This window comes from Actinomycetospora succinea (genome assembly GCF_004363095.1).
GTDB classification, from domain to species: domain Bacteria; phylum Actinomycetota; class Actinomycetes; order Mycobacteriales; family Pseudonocardiaceae; genus Actinomycetospora; species Actinomycetospora succinea.
In genome coordinates this window covers 122,363-140,660 of record NZ_SNYO01000006.1, presented here as the reverse complement: position 1 = coordinate 140,660, position 18,298 = coordinate 122,363, and the positions used below count along the sequence as shown (strand labels likewise).

The window sequence follows — 18,298 nt, the reverse complement described above, 5'->3', positions numbered from 1 at the left end:
GGGCGCGCGCGGGCACGACGAGGACAGGCCTCGTGGGCGGGGGCGCGCGGGGTCCGCTCGGGCGTGGTGGCGGGGGATCGCGCTCGTCAGGCGCGGCAGAGCGCGCTGGACTGGCGCTCGAGGTCGACGTGACGTCGACTCACGAGGAGATCGCCCGGCGCAGACATGCCCACAACCCTGCCATGAGCAGGGCGATTTTTTCCACGTGAGGTTGCCCGCTCTACTGCGCGAAGGGGATGGCGGCCGGCGCCGACTCCCGGGCACCCGCCGGGTGCTCCCACAGCCCCCGGCGGCCCAGCTCGGGCAGGACGCCCTCGCCGACCCAGTAGGCCTCCTCGAGGTGCGGGTGGCCCGAGAGGACGAACTCGGTGATCCCGAGGTCGTGGTACTCGGCGATCCGGTCGGCGACCTCGGTGTGGCTGCCGACGAGCGCCGTGCCCGCCCCGCCGCGCACGAGCCCCACGCCCGCCCAGAGGTTGGGCGCGACCTCGAGGTCGGCGGCCGTCTTCGTCCCGCCCGAGTGCAGGGCGCGCATGCGCTTCTGCCCCTCCGACTCGCTTCGCGACAGGCCCGCCTGCACCTCCTCGATCATCGCGTCGGGGATGCCCTCGAGGTACTTCTCGGCCTGGGCCCACGCGGCGTCGGAGGTGTCGCGGGTGATGACGTGCAGGCGGATGCCGAAGCGCACCTCGCGGCCCTGCGCGGCGGCGAGCCCGCGGATCCACTCGACCTTCTCGCGGACCTGCTCAGGCGGCTCGCCCCAGGTCAGGTACACGTCGACGTGCCGGGCGGCGACCTCGCCCGCCTTCGGCGACGAGCCGCCGAAGTAGACCGGCGGCACCGGGTCGGGCACGCGGGTCAGCGCGGCCTCCTCGACGTGGATCTGCTCGCCGTCGAGCGTGACCGTCTCGCCCGCCCAGAGCCGGCGGCACACCTCGAGGAACTCGCCGGTGCGCACGTAGCGGTCGTCCTTGCCGAGGAAGTCGCCGTAGGCGCGCTGCTCGGTGGGCTCGCCGCCGGTGACGACGTTGAGCAGCAGGCGGCCCTGCGAGTGGCGCTGGAAGGTCGCGGCCTGCTGCGCGGCGAGCGTGGGGGAGATGACCCCGGGGCGGAACGCGACGAGGAACTTCAGCCGCTCGGACTCGGCGACGAGCATCGCCGTGGTCAGCCAGGCGTCCTCGCACCACGCGCCGGTGGGGGTCAGGGCGCCCTCGAAGCCGACGGTCTCGGCGGCGCGGGCGATCTGGGCCAGGTAGCCGATCTCGGCGGGCCGCACGGCGTCGGCCGCCGTCGTCGCGACGCCGTGGCCGCCGCCGACGAGGCCGCGCGAGTCGCCGTAGGTGGGCAGGAACCAGTGGGCGGTGAGGCTCATGGGTGTCTCCGGTCAGAGCGTCTCGAGGGGCGTGGCCCGCAGGGCGGCGACGGTGCTGACGACCCCGGCGAGCGCGAGGTACCCCGCCGCGAGCCAGGGCGTGCCGCCGCCGAGGGCGAGCAGCGAGGTCAGGATCAGGGGCGTCAGCCCCGAGGCGTAGATGCCGCCGCCCTGGAAGGCGAGCGACATGCCGGTGTAGCGGGTGCGGGTCGGGAAGACCTCGGCGAACAGCGTCGACTCCGCCCCGCTCGTCAAGCCGTAGGAGAGGCCGAGCATGACGAGCAGGGCGACGGTGACCAGGGCGATCGAGCCCGTGCCGATGAGCGCGAAGGCCGGGAAGACACCGAGCACGAGCACGACGCACCCGATCGCGAACACCCGCCCGCGCCCGATCCGGTCACCCCAGGCGCCGGCGATCGGGACGACGACCGCGCTCGCGACCGCGGCCACCGTGACGGCGACCAGCACCTGGGTGCGCGGCATCCCGAGCGTCGCCACGGCGTAGGTCAGGACGAACACGCCCCAGGTGTTGAACGAGGCGCCCTCGGCCCAGCGGGCGAGCAGCGTCCAGCCGAGGTTGCGGCGCGACGGCGGGTCGCGCAGGACGTCGACGGCCGGGACGCGCGAGGTCTCGGCGGCGGCCTGCATGCGGCGGAACGCCGGCGTCTCCATCACCGCGAGCCGCACGACGAGCCCGACGCCGACGAGCACGAGGCTCGCGATGAACGCGACGCGCCAGCCCCAGGACAGGAAGGCGGCGTCGTCCATGACGAGCCCGAGCAGGGCGAAGACCCCGGTGCCGAGCGCGAGCCCCAGGCCCAGCCCGATCTGCGGGGTCGAGCCGTAGAGGCCGCGCCGGCCGTTCGGGGCGTACTCGACGGCCATCAGCACCGCGCCGCCCCACTCGCCGCCGATCGCGATGCCCTGGACGATCCGCAGCAGCACGAGCAGGACGGGGGCGGCGACGCCGATCGCGGCGTAGGTCGGCAGGAACCCGATGCCGGCGGTCGCCAGGCCGGTCAGGGCCATGGTCACGATCAGCGTCTCGCGCCGGCCGACCCGGTCGCCGATGTGGCCGAAGATCAGCCCGCCGATCGGGCGGGCGACGAAGCCGACCGCGAACGTCGCGAACGACAGCAGCGTCGCGACCGTCGGGTCGTTGTCGCCGTAGAACAGTGCCGGGAAGACGATCCCGGCGGCGGTGGCGAACAGGAAGAAGTCGTACCACTCGATCGTGGTGCCGATGAGGCTCGCGACCAGCACCGTGCGGGGGCTGGTGGAGTCGTGCTGGTCGAGCGCGGGCGCGGCGGCCGTGGTCATGGGTGTCCTCTGCGACGGCGTGCGGGCGGGGGCCTCAGCACGCCGGGCAGAGGGCGCTCGCGAGCCGTCCGAGATCCACGTGGCGGCGGGCCACGAGGAGCAGACGGGGAGCGCGCACGGATCGACCGTGCCATCCGTGATCGCCCGGTTCCAGCGGGGGAGCGCCGTCGGTGACCTTCGCCGCAGCGGGGTTTGCCCCCGGTCAGTTCGGTGCGCACTCATCGCCTCGGCCGCCGGGAGGGACTGCTCACGTCCGGCGGACGGGCTACTCGGCGGGCGGGCGCAAAATGGACCGGTGCCTTCCGTCCCCCCGTCCGGCGAGCCGGCGCCCGCCGACGGTGCCCTCCCGCCCGCGTCGCTGACCGGGCTCGGCACGCGCCCGTTCGGGGTCTACGTGCACGTGCCGTTCTGCGCGACGCGCTGCGGGTACTGCGACTTCAACACCTACACGGCCTCCGACCTGGGGCTCACCAGCAGTGACGACCCCGCGTCGCCGGCCTCGTGGCTCGAGGGGCTGCGCCGCGAGCTCGACCTCGGGGCGCGCGTGCTGGGGGCGGCGCCCCCGGCCGACACCGTCTTCCTCGGCGGCGGCACCCCGTCGCTGCTCGGCGCCGAGGGTCTCGTCGCGGTGCTCGACGCGGTGCGGGCGTCGTTCGGGCTACGGCCGGGCGCCGAGGTGACCACCGAGGCCAACCCCGAGTCGACGACCCCCGGGCTGCTCGCCGCGATCGCCGACGCCGGCTACACGCGCCTCTCGCTCGGGATGCAGTCCGACGTCGACCACGTCCTCGCCGTCCTCGACCGCCGGCACACGCCGGGGGCGGCGGTGTCGGTGGCCTCGGCCGCGCTGGACGCCGGCCTGCGCCACGTCAACCTCGACCTCATCTACGGCACGCCGACCGAGACCGACGACGACCTGCGCCGCTCGCTCGACGCCGTCCTCGCCTCGGGCGCGGACCACGTCTCGGCGTACGGGCTGATCGTCGAGGAGGGGACGGCGCTGGCGCGGCGCATCGCGCGCGGCGAGATCCCGATGCCCGAGGACGACGTGCTCGCCGACCGCTACGAGATCGTCGACGACGTGCTCACCGAGGCCGGCTTCGGCTGGTACGAGGTGTCCAACTGGGCGCGCTCGGACGCGGCGCGGTGCCGCCACAACCTGGGCTACTGGGGCGGCGGCGACTGGTGGGGCGCCGGTCCGGGCGCGCACTCGCACGTCGGCGGGACCCGTTGGTGGAACGTGCGCCACCCGGCCCGCTACTCGGCGGCGCTGGCGGAGGGCCGCTCGCCCGCCGAGGCCCGCGAGCGCGTGACGCCCGACGAGGCGCACCTCGAGCAGGTGCTGTTGGAGCTCCGGACGTCGGACGGGCTGGCGGTGTCCGCGCTGGCCCCCGCCGGCCGTGACGCCGGGGATGACGCGGCCCGCGACGGCCTCCTCGCCCCCGACGCCTGGGCCGGTGGCCGCGCGGTGCTCACCCGCCGCGGGCGCCTGCTCGCCGACGGCGTGGCGCTGGCGCTCGCGGAGCGCTGAGGCTCAGCGGCCCAGCGCCGCGCGCAGGTCCCCGAACAGCTCGCTCCGGGTCGCCGAGCCCAGGCGCTGGCGCAGACGGGCGACGTGGTGCTCGACGGTCTTCGCCGACAGGAACAGGCGCGCGCCGATCTCCCGGTAGGTCAGGCCCTCGACGACGAGCGCCGCGACCTCGCGCTCCCGGTCGCTGAGCACGACGCCCGAGGTCCGGGGCGCGGGCACGTCGGGGGTGTCCGAGGTGTCCGGGTGCAGATCCCGCGCGCACGCCAGCAGCGACGAGATCGCGCGCCGGTCGGTGGTGCGCAGGGCGGCCTCGCCGGCGAGGCGGGACCCGTCCCACCCGAGCCCGGCGGCGCGCAGACCGGTCGCCGCGGCCGTGACCTCGTCGGGGTCGACGTCGCCGTCCAGCACGCGCAGCCAGGCGGCGGCGGCGCGGGCCGGCGCCACGGCCGGGTGCGCGACCTGCGCGGCGTCGGCCAGCGCCTGCGCGTGGACGGCGGCGAGCGCGGACTGCTCGGTGGCGATCGCGTACTGCAGGCCGTACCAGTGCCACGGCGTGCTCCACAGCGCCGGCTCCCCGAGCGCCGCCAGCAGGGCGCTGCCATCGTCGAGGTGCGGCGCCACCCAGCCCTGCTCGCCGAGCCGTGCCGCCGCGAGGGCGAGCTCGCCGACGGGCAGGAGCACGTAGAGGTCGACGGGGTGGCGCACGAGCGCCTCCCGGGCCCGCGCCCAGAGGTCCAGCAGGGCGCGCACGTCCCCGGCCCGGCGGGCGAGCGCGACGTCGAGGGCCACGGCGACCAGCTCGTCGCGCGGCTCCACCGTCTCCGGCCCGGCCTCGCCGGCGCGGGCCCGCCACGTCCGGGCGCCGGCGGCGTCGCCGGCCGCGAGCGCGCACCAGGCCCGCAGCAGCAGGTGGCGGCGGCGGTGGGCGGGTCCGCCGAGGTCGAGCGCGAGCGCCCGGTCGAGCAGCGGCCCGGCGAGCTCGGGCTCCCCGCGGTGCAGGGCGACGAGGGCGCCGAGCGCGGCCGGGGTGTCGCCGCGAACCGCGGGGCGGTCGCACACCGCCAGCGCCGCGGCCGCGCGGCTGAGCAGGGACAGGGCCGCCGACGAATCGCCGGTGACGGTCGCCAGCGCGCCGCGGGCGGTGAGCACGTCGGCGGCGTCGGCGAGGCCGGGGGCGTCGTCGTCGGCCGACACCACGGCGGCCGTCGCCTCGTCGAGCGCCCCCACCCCGAGCAGCGCCACGGCGGCGTCGGGCGCGCTCGCGCCCTGGCGCCGCGCGAGCCATCGGTGCAGGTCGGCGCTGCGCGAGAGCAGCCCGCGGTGGGGCAGGACCGCGGCGAGCACGGCGGCGGCGCGGAGCTGCCCGTCGGGGTCGGAGCGGTCGCGCAGCGCGGCGTCGGCGGTGCGCAGGGCGGCGTCGAGGTCGCCGGTGCGGGCGGCCTGCTCGGCGGGGTCGGCCCCCTCGTCGGACGGGGGCGGGGCGGTGTGGACGGCGGTCACGTCGTCTCCTCGGTGTCGCCGGAGGACGGAGCGGGAGCCGACGAGGACGGCTCGGACGGCTCCTCGACGCTGCGCGTCTCCTCGGCCGGCGGGTCGGGCTCACCGGTGGGCTCCGGCTCCTCCGACGGTGGCTGGTCGTCCGACGGCGCCTGCTCGACCGGTGACGAGGGCGGGTCCGGCTCGGTCGCCGCGGCGGGCGTGGCCGCGACGGTGACCGGACCGGTCGGGGCCTCGGCCGTCCTCGCGGCCGCGGGGGTCGCGACGGCCGGGGCGACCGCGGGGGAGGCCGCGGGGGAGGCCGCCGGGGCGGCGGCCCCGACCGGCCCGGTGCCGGGGGGCGGCACCGGGCCGGGGCCCGACACGGGACCGCCGCCGGGAAGAGCGGGGTCCGTCGGACCGAGGGGCGTCACCTCGCCGAGGGGGCGGGCGACGACGGTGGGGGGTGGCGGCGGCACCGTGAGCGCGGCCGCCGGGGTGCCGAACGCGTCGTGCAGCGCGCCGCGCACGGAGTCGGTGACGGCCTCGTCGAGCGGCAGGGGGACGGCGACCGCGACGGCCACCGCCGCCACGAGCACCCCGGAGGCGACGAGGGCGCGCCGGCCGCGCCGGGGCGGGTCGGCGTCGGGCGACCCGGCCGCGTCGCTCAGGGCCACGACGGTCGAGGGCGGGCGCTCGGGTCCGCGGGGCCGGACCGGGACCTCGGCGTCCTCGACCGCCTCCCCGCGCGCCGCGACGGCCGCGCCGAGGGCGACGACGGTCAGCGGGTCCGCGTCGGCGGAGACCGGCCGGCCCAGCGCCTCGGTGAGCAGGCGCGCGACCAGCGGGATCGTCGACGACCCGCCCGCCAGCAGCACGTGGTCGACCTCGGTCGGGGTCACGCCCGCGTCCGCCAGCGCGGCCCCGAACTCCTCGACGGTCGCCGCGACGGTGTCGTGGATGCGCGCCTCGAAGTCGGCGCGGCCGAGGCGCACGGTGCGGTGGCCGGACGGGAGGACGACGGGGACGGCGACCTCGGTGTCGGCCGAGAGCGCCTCCTTGGCCTCGACGCAGTCGCGGCGCAGCCGGTGCAGCGCCTGCCAGCTCTCCGGGTCGTCGGGGTCGAGCTCGGCGAGCGCGTCGGCGACCTCGGCGCGCACGTGGGCGAGGACCGCCTCGTCGAAGTCGATGCCCCCGACCCGGTCCAGGCCGCGGGGCGTGCCGAGCAGGGTGACGGTGCCGTCCGCCGCGCGGCGGGCGACGGCGGCGTCGAAGGTGCCGCCGCCGAGGTCGTAGACGGCCGTGGTGACGGCGTCCTCGGCGCCCCCGCCGACGGTCACCGGCCGCCGCAGCGCCGCGTGCCCGAGGACCGCGGCGTGCGGCTCGGCGAGCAGCTCGACGTCGGCGAGCCCGGCGAGCGCCGTCCGCAGGCGGGTGCACCGGAAGTCCCCCCAGGTCGCGGGGTGCGTGACGACCACCCGCCGCGCCGGCCCGCCCTCGCGCTCGGCGACCCGGGCGAGCACCCATGCCACGATCGCGGCCGCGACGTCCTCGGCCGGCCAGGGCTCGCCGCCCACCACGGGCGGGACGTCGTCGCCGAGGCGCCGCTTGACCTCGCGCACGACGCGGTCGGGCTCGTCGCCGGCGCGGCGCTCGGCGCTCTCGCCGACCAGCACCGTCCCGTCGGCGCCGCGGTACACGACCGACGGGACCACCGCGAGGCGGCTCCCGAGCGCCACCGTCTCCGGGTGCGCACCCCCGTCACGCAGGACCGCCGCCGCCGTGGAGGTCGTCCCGAGATCGATGCCGAGGTCGTACGTCATGGCCGCCCCCCACCCAGTCACCCGAAAACTCCGTCACCCACCGTTCGGCATTGATGTACCGAACGTGCTCAGCGGCGAGGTTAGGCGGCATTCGGGCTAACACCTAGTCCACTTAGCCCACACGGGGGGTGGACATCGGGGTCGCACGTCCGGACCCCCCGTCCCGGACGGCCCAGTGGGGGCGGATCCCCCGAGCCCCCTCCCCGGGATGCGGGCCGATCCCCGCTGTCCCGGACCCCGGATCTTCCTAGCTTTCGTCGGCACCGGACGACGGCTCCGGACACGACGACGGAGGTGGCCCGATGCCCACGACGGAAGCCAAGACGCTCCTGCAGTTCCTCCTCGACCTGTTCCGCGACCCGGTCGCGCGGGCCGAGTTCCTCGCCGACCCGACGTGCTCCCTGCAGTCGGCGGGCCTCGAGGACCTCACGTTCGACGACGTCCGCGACGCGGTGCCGCTGGTGATGGACCACGCGCCGGCCGCCGTCGCGGCGCGCTACGACGAGGACGTCCGCGACGGCGTGCTCGACGGCCCCGGGGGCGGGGGCGGCGGCGCCGCCCGGATCGCCGCGGTGGACGACGACTGGTCGGGGCCGGGCGGCTGGCACGGCGGCGGTGGCGGCGGTGCCTGGCACGGCGGCGGGGGACACGGCGGCGGCGGTGGCTGGCACGGCGGTGGCGGTCCCGGGGCCGCGGTCCCGGGCGTCACGGAGATCGACCGCGTGATCGCCCACCTGTCGGTCGCGACGACGACCTACCACTTCGACAGCCACGACACGGTGCTCAACCAGATCATCGACCAGGACATCGTCGCCGGCGGCGACGTCGTCCAGGACGTCGACCTGAGCCCGACGGTGGCCTCGGGCGCCGGCGCGGTCGCGGTCGGCGACGACCTCGACGGCACGGTCGTCACCGGCGCCGGCGCGATCGTCGGCGACGGCAACCAGGTGGTCGACGACGGCACCGCCGTGCTCGGCGACGGCACCGCGGTGGGCGGCGGTCTCGCCGCCGGCGTCGGGGGTGCGGTGTCGATCGGCGGTGACGCGGCGGGCGGCACCGTCGCCACCTCGGGTGAGGGCGACGTGCTCGTCGAGGGCGGCGCCGGCGACCTGACCAGCGACGACGACGTCACGATCTCGGACTCCGGCAACACGACGGAGGACAACGACGTCACGATCTCGGACTCCGGCAACACGACGGAGGACAACGACGTCACCGAGGACAACGACGTCACGATCACCGACTCGGGCAACACGACCGAGGACAACGACGTCGACAACAGCGTCACCGAGGACAACGACGTGACCGAGGACAACGACGTCACGGAGGACAACGACGTGACGGAGGACAACGACGTCACGGAGGACAACGACGTGACGGAGGACAACGACGTCGACAACAGCGTCACCGAGGACAACGACGTGACCGAGGACAACGACGACGTCGACATCGAGGTCGACGACGTCGACGTGGACCTCTTCCCCTGATCGGGTCCGGTCACACGCAGTAGCATCTGCTGGCTGTTCGGTGACGGGCGGTGCTCGGCGAGGTCGAGCACCGCCCGTCGACGACGGGGGAGCGCATGACCACGACGACGACCACGACAGGACCCGCGAGGACCGGGCGGCGCGAGGCGGCCGCGGTCCTCGACGCGGCGGTGGCGATCGCCCGCGACCTGGGTCGCGACGACGTCGCCGCCTCGCTCGCGCGCAACGGGAGCCGCCTGCTCGACCCGGGCGCCCGGGTGCTCGTCGTCGGCGACTACAAGCAGGGCAAGAGCAGCCTCGTCGACGCGCTCGTCGGCGCGGACCTCTGCCCTGCGCACCCCGACGTCGCGACGGCCCTGCCGACCGTCGTCGCGCACGCCGACGAGCCGTACACGGTGCTCGTGGGCGCGCACGGGCGCGAGGACGTCACCGCCGCGCGCCTCGCGGGCGCGGTGACGGCGCGGGACGACCCGGCGTGGATGCAGGCCGAGATCGGGCGGGCGGTCCCGCTGCTCGCCGAGGGCCTCACGCTGATCGACACCCCGGGCGCGGGCGGGCCCGGCGGGGCGCCGGCGGCCGCGGTGCTCGCCGAGCTGCCCGCCGCGGACGCGGTGCTGCTGGTCAGCGACGCGTCGCGGGAGCTCGCGGCCGGCGAGGTCGAGCTGCTGCGGGCGGCCGTGGCGCATGTCGCCACGGTCGTCGTCGCCCTCACCCGCACCGACCTGCACCCGGCCTGGCGCGAGGTGCGCGACCTGGACCTCGCCCTCCTCGCCGAGCGGGGGCTCACGGTCGAGGTGGTCGGGGTGTCGGCGGAGCTCGAGCGCCACGGCCGCACGCGGGGGGATACCGAGACAGGCCGGGAGCTCGAGGTCGCCTCCGGGATCCCGGCGCTGCGCGACCTGCTGCGCCGTCGTGTCGTCGAGCCCGGCGGGCGCCGGGCGGAGCGGGCGGTGCACCGGCACGTCGCGGAGGTCCTCGGGGACCTGCGCGCGGTCCCGGTCGTCGAGCTCGCCGCGCTGGAGGGACCCGAGCGGGCCCGCGAGCTCGACGAGGCGCTCGCCGCGGCGACCGCCCGGGCGGCGGCGACCAAGGAGCGCTCGGCGCGCTGGCAGCAGACGCTCGCCGACGGCGTCGCCGACCTCACGTCCGACATCGAGTGGGACCTGCGCGACCGCGTCCGGCAGGTCGTGCGGACCGCGGAGGAGACGCTCGAGGAGGTCGACCCCGCCCAGGTCTGGGACCAGTTCGAGCCGTGGCTCGCCGAGGAGGTCGGCCGGGCGGTCGCGACCACCTACCTGTGGGCGGGGGAGCGCACGTGGTGGCTCGCCGAGCGGGTCGCGGCGCACTTCGCCGATCCCGGCTCGGAACCCGACCGTGCCCCCGTGCCCGCCGGCCGGTTCACCGCCGAGCTGTCGGTCCTGCCCGAGCTCGCGACGCCCGACCTCGACCGGATGGCGCTCACCCAGGGGCTCCTCGTCGGCCTGCGCGGTTCCTACGGCGGCGTCCTCATGGTCGGACTCGTGACGACGCTGTCGGGGATGGCGCTGATCAACCCGTTCTCGGTCGGCGCCGGGGTGCTGCTCGGCGGGCGCACGCTGCGCGACGAGCGCCGCCGCGCCCTGCGGCGTCGCCGGCTCGACGCCCGCCGGGTGGTCCGCCAGCACGCCGACGAGGTGCAGTTCGTCGTCGGCAAGCACACCAAGGACATGCTCCGCGAGGTCCAGCGCACCCTGCGCGACCACTTCGCCGGGCGGGCCGACGAGGTCGCCCGGGGTGCCGCCGAGGCCGTCGCGGCCGCCACCGGGGCGCGCGACCTCGACGCCCAGGTGCGTCGCCGCCGCACCGCCGAGGTCCGGGCGCAGCTCGCGCGCCTCGACGACGTCCTCGCCCGGTGCGCCGCGTGAGCGCCCTCGCCGGGCGCACCCGCGCCGTCCTCGACCGCGCCCTGGCCGTCTACGCCGCCGACCCGGCGGCCGCGGCCGTGCTCCGCGCCCACCGCGACCGCCTCGACGGCCCCCTGCGCGTGGCGCTGGCCGGCACCCTCAAGGCGGGCAAGTCGACGCTGCTCAACGCGCTGGTCGGCGAGCAGATCGCGCCCACCGGGACCGCGGAGTGCACCCGCGTCGTCACCACCTACCGCGACGCCCCGAGCGCGCGGATCACCGCGATCCCCCGCGACGGGACCCCACCGACCGACCTGCCCGTCGTGCACCGCCGCGGCGCGCTCGTCATCGACCTCGGCGGCACCGCCGAGCGGCTGCGCGAGCTGCGCGTCGACTGGCCCTCGGCGAGCCTGCGGGCCGTCCACCTGATCGACACCCCGGGCGCGGACTCCACCCGCCCCGGCGTCGCGGGCCGGGCGCGCGCGTTCCTGTCCGCCGAGCAGGAGGACGAGGACGGGGCCGACGTGGTCCTGCACCTCGTGCGCCACCTGCACGACGCGGACGTCGCCTTCGCCGAGACGGTGGGCGAGCGCGCGGCGCGCGGCATCGGTCCGGCGGGCACCGTGGCCGTCCTGTCCCACGCCGACGAGATCGGCGGCGGGCGCCTCGACGCGCTGATGACCGCCGCCCAGGTCGCCCGCCGCTACCGCGCGGACCCGGCCCTGCGGCGGCACTGCCGCACCGTGGTGCCGGTCGCGGGCCTGCTCGCCGAGACCGCCCGGACCCTGCGCGCCACCGAGTTCGCCGCGGTCCGGGATCTCGCGAGCACGCCGCGGGAGGACGTCGAGGACCTGCTCCTCTCGGCCGACCGCTTCCTCGACGGGCGGTTCCCCGAGGCGCTCGAGCGCCGGGAGCGCCGGGCCCTGCTCGACCGGTTCGGGCTCCACGGGCTGCGCCTCGCGACCACGCTGGTCCGCCGCGGCGCCACCGACTCCGCGGGCCTCGCCGCCGAGCTCGTCCGCCGCAGCGGCCTGGAGGACCTCCGCGCCGTCGTCGGCACCCAGCTCGTCGCGCACGGCGACGTCTTCCGGGCCCGCGCCGCGCTCGGCGCGCTCGGGCGCGTGCTGCACACCGTGCCGAGCCCCCGCGGCGGCGGCGACACCGCCGAGCTCGCCGCCGCCGTCGAGCGCGTGCTCACCGGCGCGCACGAGTTCGCCGAGCAGGACGCGCTGGTGGCGCTGCAGGCCCGCGGCGGCCCGGACGAGGAGGCGCGCCGGCTGCTCGGCGGCGACGGCCCGGGGGCGACCGCACGGCTCGGCGCGCCCTCCGACGCGGCCCCCGACGACGTCCGCGGGCTCGCCCTCGACGCGCTCGCCCGGTGGCGCCGGGCGGGGGAGGACCCGCGCGCCGACCGGGCCCGCGCCGACGTCGCGCGCGTCGTCGTCCGCAGCGTCGAGGGGATCCTGGCCGGGCGCTCCGGAGGTTGAGCCCGGGCGGCGCCACTTCGTTGACAGCACCCTCGGCGTCCCACGGACGCCGCGCCCCGGCTCGCCTACGATGGGACGGACCCGACGGCCACGGCGAGGAGGTGTGCGCGGTGAACGCCGAGGAGCGCCGCGTCGCCGTCCTGCGCGCGATCGTCGCGGACTTCGTCGCCACCAACGAGCCGGTCGGCTCGAAGGCGCTCGTGGAGCGTCACAACCTGGGCGTCTCCAGCGCCACCGTGCGCAACGACATGGCGGCGCTCGAGGAGGACGGCTACATCGCCCAGCCGCACACCAGCGCCGGGCGCGTCCCCACCGACAAGGGCTACCGCCTCTTCGTCGACCGGTTGCACCAGGTCAAGCCGCTCTCGGCCGCGGAGCGCCGGGCGATCACGACCTTCCTCGAGGGCGCGGTCGACCTCGACGACGTGCTCAAGCGCAGCGTGCGCCTGCTCGCCCAGCTCACACGGCAGGTCGCCGTCATCCAGTACCCGACGCTGACCCGCTCGACGGTGCGCCACCTCGAGGTCGTGCGGCTGACGCCGGCGCGCCTGATGCTCGTGCTGATCACCGACACCGGCCGGGTCGACCAGCGCGTCGTCGACCTCGGCGACGTCCTCGACGAGGACGACGTGTCGCGGCTGCGGGCGCTGCTCAACAACGCGCTGGTCGGGCAGCCGCTGGCGACGGCGTCGGCGCGGATGTCCGAGCTGCCCGACGACGCCCCGGCCGGCCTGCGCTCGCCGCTGCTCAGCGTGGCCGCGGTGCTGCTCGAGGCCCTGCTGGAGCGCCCCGAGGAACGCCTGGTGCTCGGCGGCACGGCCAACCTCACCCGGGCGGGCACGGACGCCGGGGCGCTGCGCGGCATGCTGGAGGCGCTGGAGGAGCAGGTGGTGGTGCTGCGCCTGCTCACCTCGGCGAGCGACCCGGAGCGGGTCACGGTGCGGATCGGCGAGGAGAACGAGTCCGAGGACCTGTGGAGTGCCTCCACGGTGTCGATCGGGTACGGAGCTTTATCTTCTCTCGGGCAGGGAACCACCGCCCTGGGCGGGATGGGCGTCGTGGGACCGACGCGGATGGACTACCCGAGCGCGATCGCGGCGGTGCGTGCGGTCGCGCGCTACGTCGGTGAGATCGTCGGGGGACGCTGAGTGCCCGTTCGACCGGGCGCCGGCACGATGAGACAGGACGGACGAGGACCAGCGTGGCGAAGGACTACTACGGAATCCTGGGCGTGTCCCGGGAGGCGGACGACGCCGAGCTCAAGCGGGCCTACCGCAAGCTCGCCCGCGAGCTGCACCCCGACGTCAACCCCGACGCCGAGACGCAGGCGCGGTTCCAGGACGTCAAGAACGCCTACGAGGTCCTGACCGACCCGCAGAAGCGGCGCATCGTCGACCTCGGCGGCGACCCGCTCGAGACCCGCGGCGGCGGTGGCGGCGGCGCCGGGGGCTTCTCCGCGGCCGGCTTCGGCGGCCTCGGCGACATCATGGACGCGTTCTTCGGCGCCGCCGGGGCCACCGGCGGGCGCGGGCCGCGCAGCCGGGTGCAGCCGGGCGAGGACGCGCTCATCCGCATCGACCTCACGCTCGAGGAGTGCTCGACGGGCGTCGCGCGCGACCTCACCGTCGACACCGCCGTGCTCTGCGAGAAGTGCCACGGCGGCGGCGCGGAGCCGGGCACGCGCACCGAGACCTGTGACACCTGCGACGGCCGCGGCGAGATCCAGAACGTGCAGCGCTCGTTCATCGGCCAGGTCGTCACGGCCCGCGCCTGCCCGGTCTGCCGCGGCACCGGCGAGATCATCCCGAGCCCCTGCTCGCAGTGCGGCGGCGACGGGCGCGTGCGGTCCCGGCGCACGGTCACCGTGCAGGTGCCCGCGGGCGTCGGCGACGGCATGCGCATCCGGATGGCCAACCAGGGCGAGGTCGGGCCCGGCGGCGGACCGGCCGGTGACCTGTACATCGAGGTCTCCGAGGAGCGCCACGAGTACTTCACCCGCGACGGCGTCGACCTGCACTGCCACGTCAGCCTGCCGATGACCGCGGCCGCCCTGGGCACGACGCTGCCCCAGCGCACCCTCGAGGGCGAGGAGGAGCTGACGATCGAGGCGGGCACGCAGCCGAACACCACCCTCACCCTGCGCGGGCGTGGGATGCCCCGCCTGCGCTCGACGGGGCGCACCGACGGGCGCGGCGACCTCCTGGTGCACCTCGACGTCCAGGTGCCCGACCGCCTCGACACCCGCCAGACCGAGCTCCTGCGCGAGCTCGCCGAGCTGCGCGGCGAGGAGCGCCCGGATCTGGCCCACCGCAACGGCCTGTTCGGCCGCCGGCGCTCGGGTGGTCGCACGCGGTGAGCCTGCGGTGAGCTCGCGGGGGCGGGCAGGGGGGACACCGGACGTGGGGGCCGACCCGACGGCTGGTCCGACGGCATGGTCGCGGCCCGCGCTGTTCTGGGTCGACGCGGTGCCCGGGAGCGGCGAGGTCGTGCTCGACGGCGCCGAGGGGCGCCACGCCGCCGACGTGCGCCGGGTGCGTCCCGGCGAGGTCGTGCTGATCGGGGACGGCGCCGGCACGCGGGCCCGGGCGCGGGTCACCGAGGTGGGCAAGAGCCGGGTGACGACGACCGTGCTCGAGCGCCGCTCGGAGGACGAGGCGCCGCTGCGCATCACGCTGGCGCAGGCCCTGGTCAAGGGCGACCGCGCCGAGCTCGCCGTCGAGCTCGCCACCGAGGCGGGCGTCGACGCGATCCTGCCGTGGCGCGCCGAGCGCTGCGTGGCGCGCTGGGACGACGGGGTGCGCGGCGAGAAGGCGCTCGCGAAGTGGCGGGCCACCGCCCGCGAGGCGGCCAAGCAGGCGCGCCGGGCCCGGGTGCCCGACGTCGCGCCGCCCGCCACCACCGGCGACCTCGCGGCCCGCGACGCCGACGCGGTGCTGGTCCTCGAGGCCACGGCCACCGAGTCGCTCGCCGACGTCGCCCTGCCCGGGCGCGGCGAGCTGGTGCTCGTCGTCGGCCCGGAGGGCGGGGTCACCGACGCCGAGCGCGCCCTGCTCGCCCGCGCCGGCGCCCGCGAGGTGCGCATGGGCCCGGGCGTGCTGCGGACCTCGAGCGCCGCCGCGGTGGCGCTCGGCGCGCTGGGGGCGCGCACCGGACGATGGGGATGACGGCCAGGAGTTCGACGATGGCGCGCCGCTCGCTGCTCGGGGGCCTCGCCGGCCTCGCCGGGCTCGCCGCCTGCAGCCGTGTCCCCACCCCGACCGGCGGCGTCGCGGTCCCGCCGACCCAGCCGGGCACGCCGTCGCCGACCTCGCTGCCCTATGGCCCCGACCCCGCGCAGTACGGGGTGCTGCACCTCCCGCCCGGCGGGCAGCAGGTGCCGGTCGTGGTCGTGGTGCACGGCGGCTACTGGCGCGCCGCGTACGGCCTCGAGCTGGGCACCCCGCTGGCCGTCGACCTCACCAACCGCGGCATCGCGGCGTGGAACGTCGAGTACCGCCGCGTCGGCGCGGGCGGGGGCTGGCCGATGACGTTCACCGACGTCGCGGCCGCCCTCGACCTGCTGCCCGGCCCGGTGCAGGACGCCGCCAAGGGGCGCCTGGACCTCGACCGCGTCGTGTTCCTCGGGCACTCCGCCGGTGGCCAGCTCGTCGGTTGGGCCGCGAGCCGCGAGCGTCTCGACACCGGGCGCCCGGGCGCCGATCCCAAGGTGCGCCCGGTCGGCACGGTGAGCCAGGCCGGGGTGCTCGACCTCGTCGCCGGGGCCACCCAGGGCCTGGGCGGCGGCGCGGTGACCGACCTCCTCGGCGGGCCCCCCGAACAGGTCGCCGACCGCTACGCGCTGGCCTCGCCCGCCGCGCTCGTGCCGGCGCCCGCCCCCGTCGTGTGCGTGCACGGCGACGCCGACACGGTGGTCCCGCTCGACCAGTCGCAGCGCTACGTGGCCGCCGCGGTCGCGGCGCGCGGGGACGCCCGCCTGCGGGTCGTGCCGGGCGCCGACCACTTCGCGATCATCGATCCCGGCCTGCCGGCGTGGGCCGCGGTGCGCGAGGAGGTCGAGGGGCTGCTGTGAGCGGCGCCCGGCCACCCGCGCGGGGAGGCTAGGATTGGCGTGAAGGGACCGACGGCCCACATGGCGAGCAGGAAGCAGGACAGTTCAGCACGTGACCGGTGACGGAAACTCCCGGATCGTGGTGCCCGAGGCAGCGCTCCTGACGCTCCTGGGCAAGCGCGACGAGAACCTGCGCGAGGCCGAGAGCCTGCTGGCCGCCGACGTCCACGTCCGCGGCAACGAGCTCACCCTCTCCGGCGAGCCGGCCGACGTGGCCTTCGCCGAGCGGGTGTTCGCCGAGCTGGTCGTGCTGGCCAGCCGCGGGCAGCAGATCGACCCCGACGCGGTGCGCCGCTCGGTGCGCATGCTGCAGGACGACATCGACGACGGCACCGAGGGTGGCTCCCCGTCGCCCGCCGAGGTGCTCAGCCTCGACATCGTCTCCCGGCGCGGGCGCACCGTCCGGCCCAAGACGCTCAACCAGAAGCGCTACGTCGACGCGATCGACGTCAACACCATCGTCTTCGGCATCGGCCCGGCGGGCACGGGCAAGACCTACCTGGCGATGGCGAAGGCCGTGCAGGCGCTGCAGGCCAAGCAGGTCAACCGGATCATCCTGACCCGGCCCGCGGTCGAGGCCGGCGAGCGGCTCGGGTTCCTGCCCGGCACGCTCTCGGAGAAGATCGACCCGTACCTGCGGCCGCTCTACGACGCGCTGCACGACATGCTCGACACCGACGCGGTGCCGAAGCTCATGGCCGCCGGGACCATCGAGATCGCCCCTCTGGCCTACATGCGGGGTCGCGCGCAGCCGGTGGATTCGCCGGTCCTCACCCCGGACGGGTTCCGGCCCATCGGGGAGCTGCGGGTCGGCGACCTGGTGACCGGACGCGACGGCACACCGACGCCCGTCGTCGGCGTCCACCCGCAGGGCCGCAAGCAGGTCTACCGGGTCTGGACCCAGGACGGGGCCTCGACGCGGGCGTGCGGCGAGCACCTGTGGTTCGTGACCACCCCCGACGACCGCCGGGACGGCACGGCGGGCCGAGTCCTCCAGACGCAGCAGATGACGGGCAACCTGCGCTGGTCCCACGCCCACCGTTACGAGCTCCCGATGGTGTCGCCGGTCGAGCACCCGGCGCAGACCGTGCCGATGGATCCGTACGCCCTGGGGCTCCTCCTCGGCGACGGGTGCATCACGGGTCGGACGACGCCGAGCTTCTCGACCAAGGACGCCGAGCTGGCGGAGGCACTGGACGCGGCGCTGCCCGGCGCCGAGGTGACGCACAAGTCCGGGCTGGACTACGTGCTCCGGCGGGCGGGCGGCGGCGGTCGCGGCGGAGTGATCACGGCGAACCCGGTGACCGCGGTGCTCCGCCAGCTCGGCCTGGCGGGCACCAACTCGAGCACGAAGTTCGTCCCCGACGCTTATCTCCAGAACAGCGTGGACGTGCGGCTGGGCGTGCTCCAGGGCCTGCTCGACACCGACGGTGGACCGGTGACGCAGGGCGGTCGGACCTGCCGCGTCCAGTACGCGACGTGCTCGCCGCGGCTGCGCGACGACGTCGTGCGCCTGGTCCGGTCGCTCGGCGGGGTCGCCTACGTCAAGACGCGATACGCCGCGGGACGCCCGCCGGGCTGGGCGGGTGGCAGGCCGGTCCTCTACCGGTCGGATACGCATGTCCTGGACATCCGGCTCCCGGCCGAGATCGCCCCCTTCCGCCTCACCCGGAAGCGTGAGGCCTTCGAGGCGACCGGCGGCGGACGCCCGCGTCGCTACATCGACAGCATCCTCCCGGACGGCGAGGCGGACTGTGTCTGCATCTCGGTCGCGGCGGAGGACTCGCTCTACGTCACCGACGACTTCATCG

At 76.5% G+C, this 18,298-nt stretch carries 14 protein-coding genes and 2 pseudogenes; 10 read left to right on the top strand and 6 right to left on the bottom strand.

From position 1 onward, the window contains the following. Positions 1 to 86 precede the first annotated feature (86 nt). From EV188_RS33250 to EV188_RS33245, 4 genes are read right to left on the bottom strand one after another with little or no spacing between them, the layout of a single operon-like run. A complete protein-coding gene (locus EV188_RS33250) occupies positions 87 to 167 on the bottom strand; it encodes a putative leader peptide (RefSeq protein ID WP_378022848.1) in 81 nt (26 codons plus the stop codon). Positions 168 to 220: 53 nt separating this feature from the next. Continuing rightward, entirely contained in the window at positions 221 to 1,372 is a 1,152-nt protein-coding gene (locus EV188_RS20820) for an LLM class flavin-dependent oxidoreductase (RefSeq protein WP_133828221.1), read from the bottom strand. A 12-nt stretch (positions 1,373 to 1,384) separates the two neighbouring features. After that, positions 1,385 to 2,692 carry an MFS transporter gene (locus tag EV188_RS20815; RefSeq protein ID WP_133828220.1) on the bottom strand — a complete coding sequence of 436 codons (1,308 nt, stop codon included), beginning with the start codon at positions 2,690 to 2,692 and terminating at the stop codon, positions 1,385 to 1,387. A 34-nt stretch (positions 2,693 to 2,726) separates the two neighbouring features. Further along, positions 2,727 to 2,810: a putative leader peptide gene (locus EV188_RS33245; protein ID WP_424922948.1), complete on the bottom strand. Its 84-nt coding sequence runs from the start codon at positions 2,808 to 2,810 to the stop codon at positions 2,727 to 2,729. A 177-nt stretch (positions 2,811 to 2,987) separates the two neighbouring features. Here EV188_RS33245 and hemW point away from each other — a divergent pair, with 177 nt between their 5' ends. After that, the gene (gene hemW / locus EV188_RS20810; protein WP_133828219.1) at positions 2,988 to 4,223 is read left to right on the top strand and encodes a radical SAM family heme chaperone HemW; all 1,236 of its coding nucleotides are present in this window, start codon (positions 2,988 to 2,990) and stop codon (positions 4,221 to 4,223) included. 3 nt (positions 4,224 to 4,226) lie between these two features. Here hemW and EV188_RS20805 read toward each other — a convergent pair whose 3' ends face one another. Together EV188_RS20805 and EV188_RS20800 are read right to left on the bottom strand one after the other, a co-directional pair. Beyond that, positions 4,227 to 5,723: a helix-turn-helix domain-containing protein gene (locus EV188_RS20805; protein ID WP_133828218.1), complete on the bottom strand. Its 1,497-nt coding sequence runs from the start codon at positions 5,721 to 5,723 to the stop codon at positions 4,227 to 4,229. Continuing rightward, positions 5,720 to 7,522: an Hsp70 family protein gene (locus EV188_RS20800; protein WP_133828217.1), complete on the bottom strand. Its 1,803-nt coding sequence runs from the start codon at positions 7,520 to 7,522 to the stop codon at positions 5,720 to 5,722. The genes EV188_RS20805 and EV188_RS20800 overlap by 4 nt, the downstream gene beginning before the upstream one ends. A 302-nt stretch (positions 7,523 to 7,824) precedes the next feature. Between EV188_RS20800 and EV188_RS33020 the strand changes: the two genes are divergently transcribed. From EV188_RS33020 to EV188_RS33120, 9 genes and pseudogenes are all read left to right on the top strand, one after another. Continuing rightward, positions 7,825 to 9,009 (top strand): IniB N-terminal domain-containing protein, encoded by a 1,185-nt coding sequence (locus EV188_RS33020; protein WP_166659998.1) that lies wholly within the window; start codon positions 7,825 to 7,827, stop codon positions 9,007 to 9,009. Positions 9,010 to 9,104: 95 nt separating this feature from the next. Further along, positions 9,105 to 10,913 carry a dynamin family protein gene (locus EV188_RS20790; RefSeq protein ID WP_133828216.1) on the top strand — a complete coding sequence of 603 codons (1,809 nt, stop codon included), beginning with the start codon at positions 9,105 to 9,107 and terminating at the stop codon, positions 10,911 to 10,913. Further along, positions 10,910 to 12,379: a dynamin family protein gene (locus EV188_RS20785; RefSeq protein ID WP_133828375.1), complete on the top strand. Its 1,470-nt coding sequence runs from the start codon at positions 10,910 to 10,912 to the stop codon at positions 12,377 to 12,379. The genes EV188_RS20790 and EV188_RS20785 overlap by 4 nt, the downstream gene beginning before the upstream one ends. A 110-nt stretch (positions 12,380 to 12,489) precedes the next feature. Beyond that, positions 12,490 to 13,527: a heat-inducible transcriptional repressor HrcA gene (hrcA, locus tag EV188_RS20780; protein ID WP_133828215.1), complete on the top strand. Its 1,038-nt coding sequence runs from the start codon at positions 12,490 to 12,492 to the stop codon at positions 13,525 to 13,527. Positions 13,528 to 13,580: 53 nt separating this feature from the next. Next, a complete protein-coding gene (gene dnaJ, locus EV188_RS20775) occupies positions 13,581 to 14,735 on the top strand; it encodes a molecular chaperone DnaJ (RefSeq protein ID WP_133828214.1) in 1,155 nt (384 codons plus the stop codon). A gap of 43 nt (positions 14,736 to 14,778) precedes the next feature. Then, positions 14,779 to 15,543, top strand: a complete 765-nt coding sequence (locus EV188_RS20770) for a 16S rRNA (uracil(1498)-N(3))-methyltransferase (RefSeq protein WP_166659997.1) — start codon at positions 14,779 to 14,781, stop codon at positions 15,541 to 15,543. 17 nt (positions 15,544 to 15,560) lie between these two features. After that, positions 15,561 to 16,448 carry an alpha/beta hydrolase gene (locus EV188_RS20765; protein WP_133828213.1) on the top strand — a complete coding sequence of 296 codons (888 nt, stop codon included), beginning with the start codon at positions 15,561 to 15,563 and terminating at the stop codon, positions 16,446 to 16,448. A gap of 91 nt (positions 16,449 to 16,539) precedes the next feature. Further along, positions 16,540 to 17,232, top strand: a pseudogene (locus EV188_RS33125) (PhoH family protein); the annotation flags it as partial. After that, positions 17,221 to 18,057 (top strand): annotated as a pseudogene (locus EV188_RS33120) (LAGLIDADG family homing endonuclease); the annotation flags it as partial. The pseudogenes EV188_RS33125 and EV188_RS33120, both read left to right, overlap by 12 nt. Positions 18,058 to 18,298: the final 241 nt, after the last annotated feature.

Bases quoted from the DNA above. Each gene is read 5' to 3' on its own strand.
- EV188_RS20790 (WP_133828216.1), top strand. From the start codon at position 9,105: ATGACCACGACGACGACCACGACAGGACCCGCGAGGACCGGGCGGCGC.
- EV188_RS20765 (WP_133828213.1), top strand. From the start codon at position 15,561: ATGGCGCGCCGCTCGCTGCTCGGGGGCCTCGCCGGCCTCGCCGGGCTC.
- EV188_RS33250 (WP_378022848.1), bottom strand. From the start codon at position 167: ATGTCTGCGCCGGGCGATCTCCTCGTGAGTCGACGTCACGTCGACCTC.
- EV188_RS20815 (WP_133828220.1), bottom strand. From the start codon at position 2,692: ATGACCACGGCCGCCGCGCCCGCGCTCGACCAGCACGACTCCACCAGC.
- EV188_RS20800 (WP_133828217.1), bottom strand. From the start codon at position 7,522: ATGACGTACGACCTCGGCATCGATCTCGGGACGACCTCCACGGCGGCG.
- EV188_RS33020 (WP_166659998.1), top strand. From the start codon at position 7,825: ATGCCCACGACGGAAGCCAAGACGCTCCTGCAGTTCCTCCTCGACCTG.
- EV188_RS20820 (WP_133828221.1), bottom strand. From the start codon at position 1,372: ATGAGCCTCACCGCCCACTGGTTCCTGCCCACCTACGGCGACTCGCGC.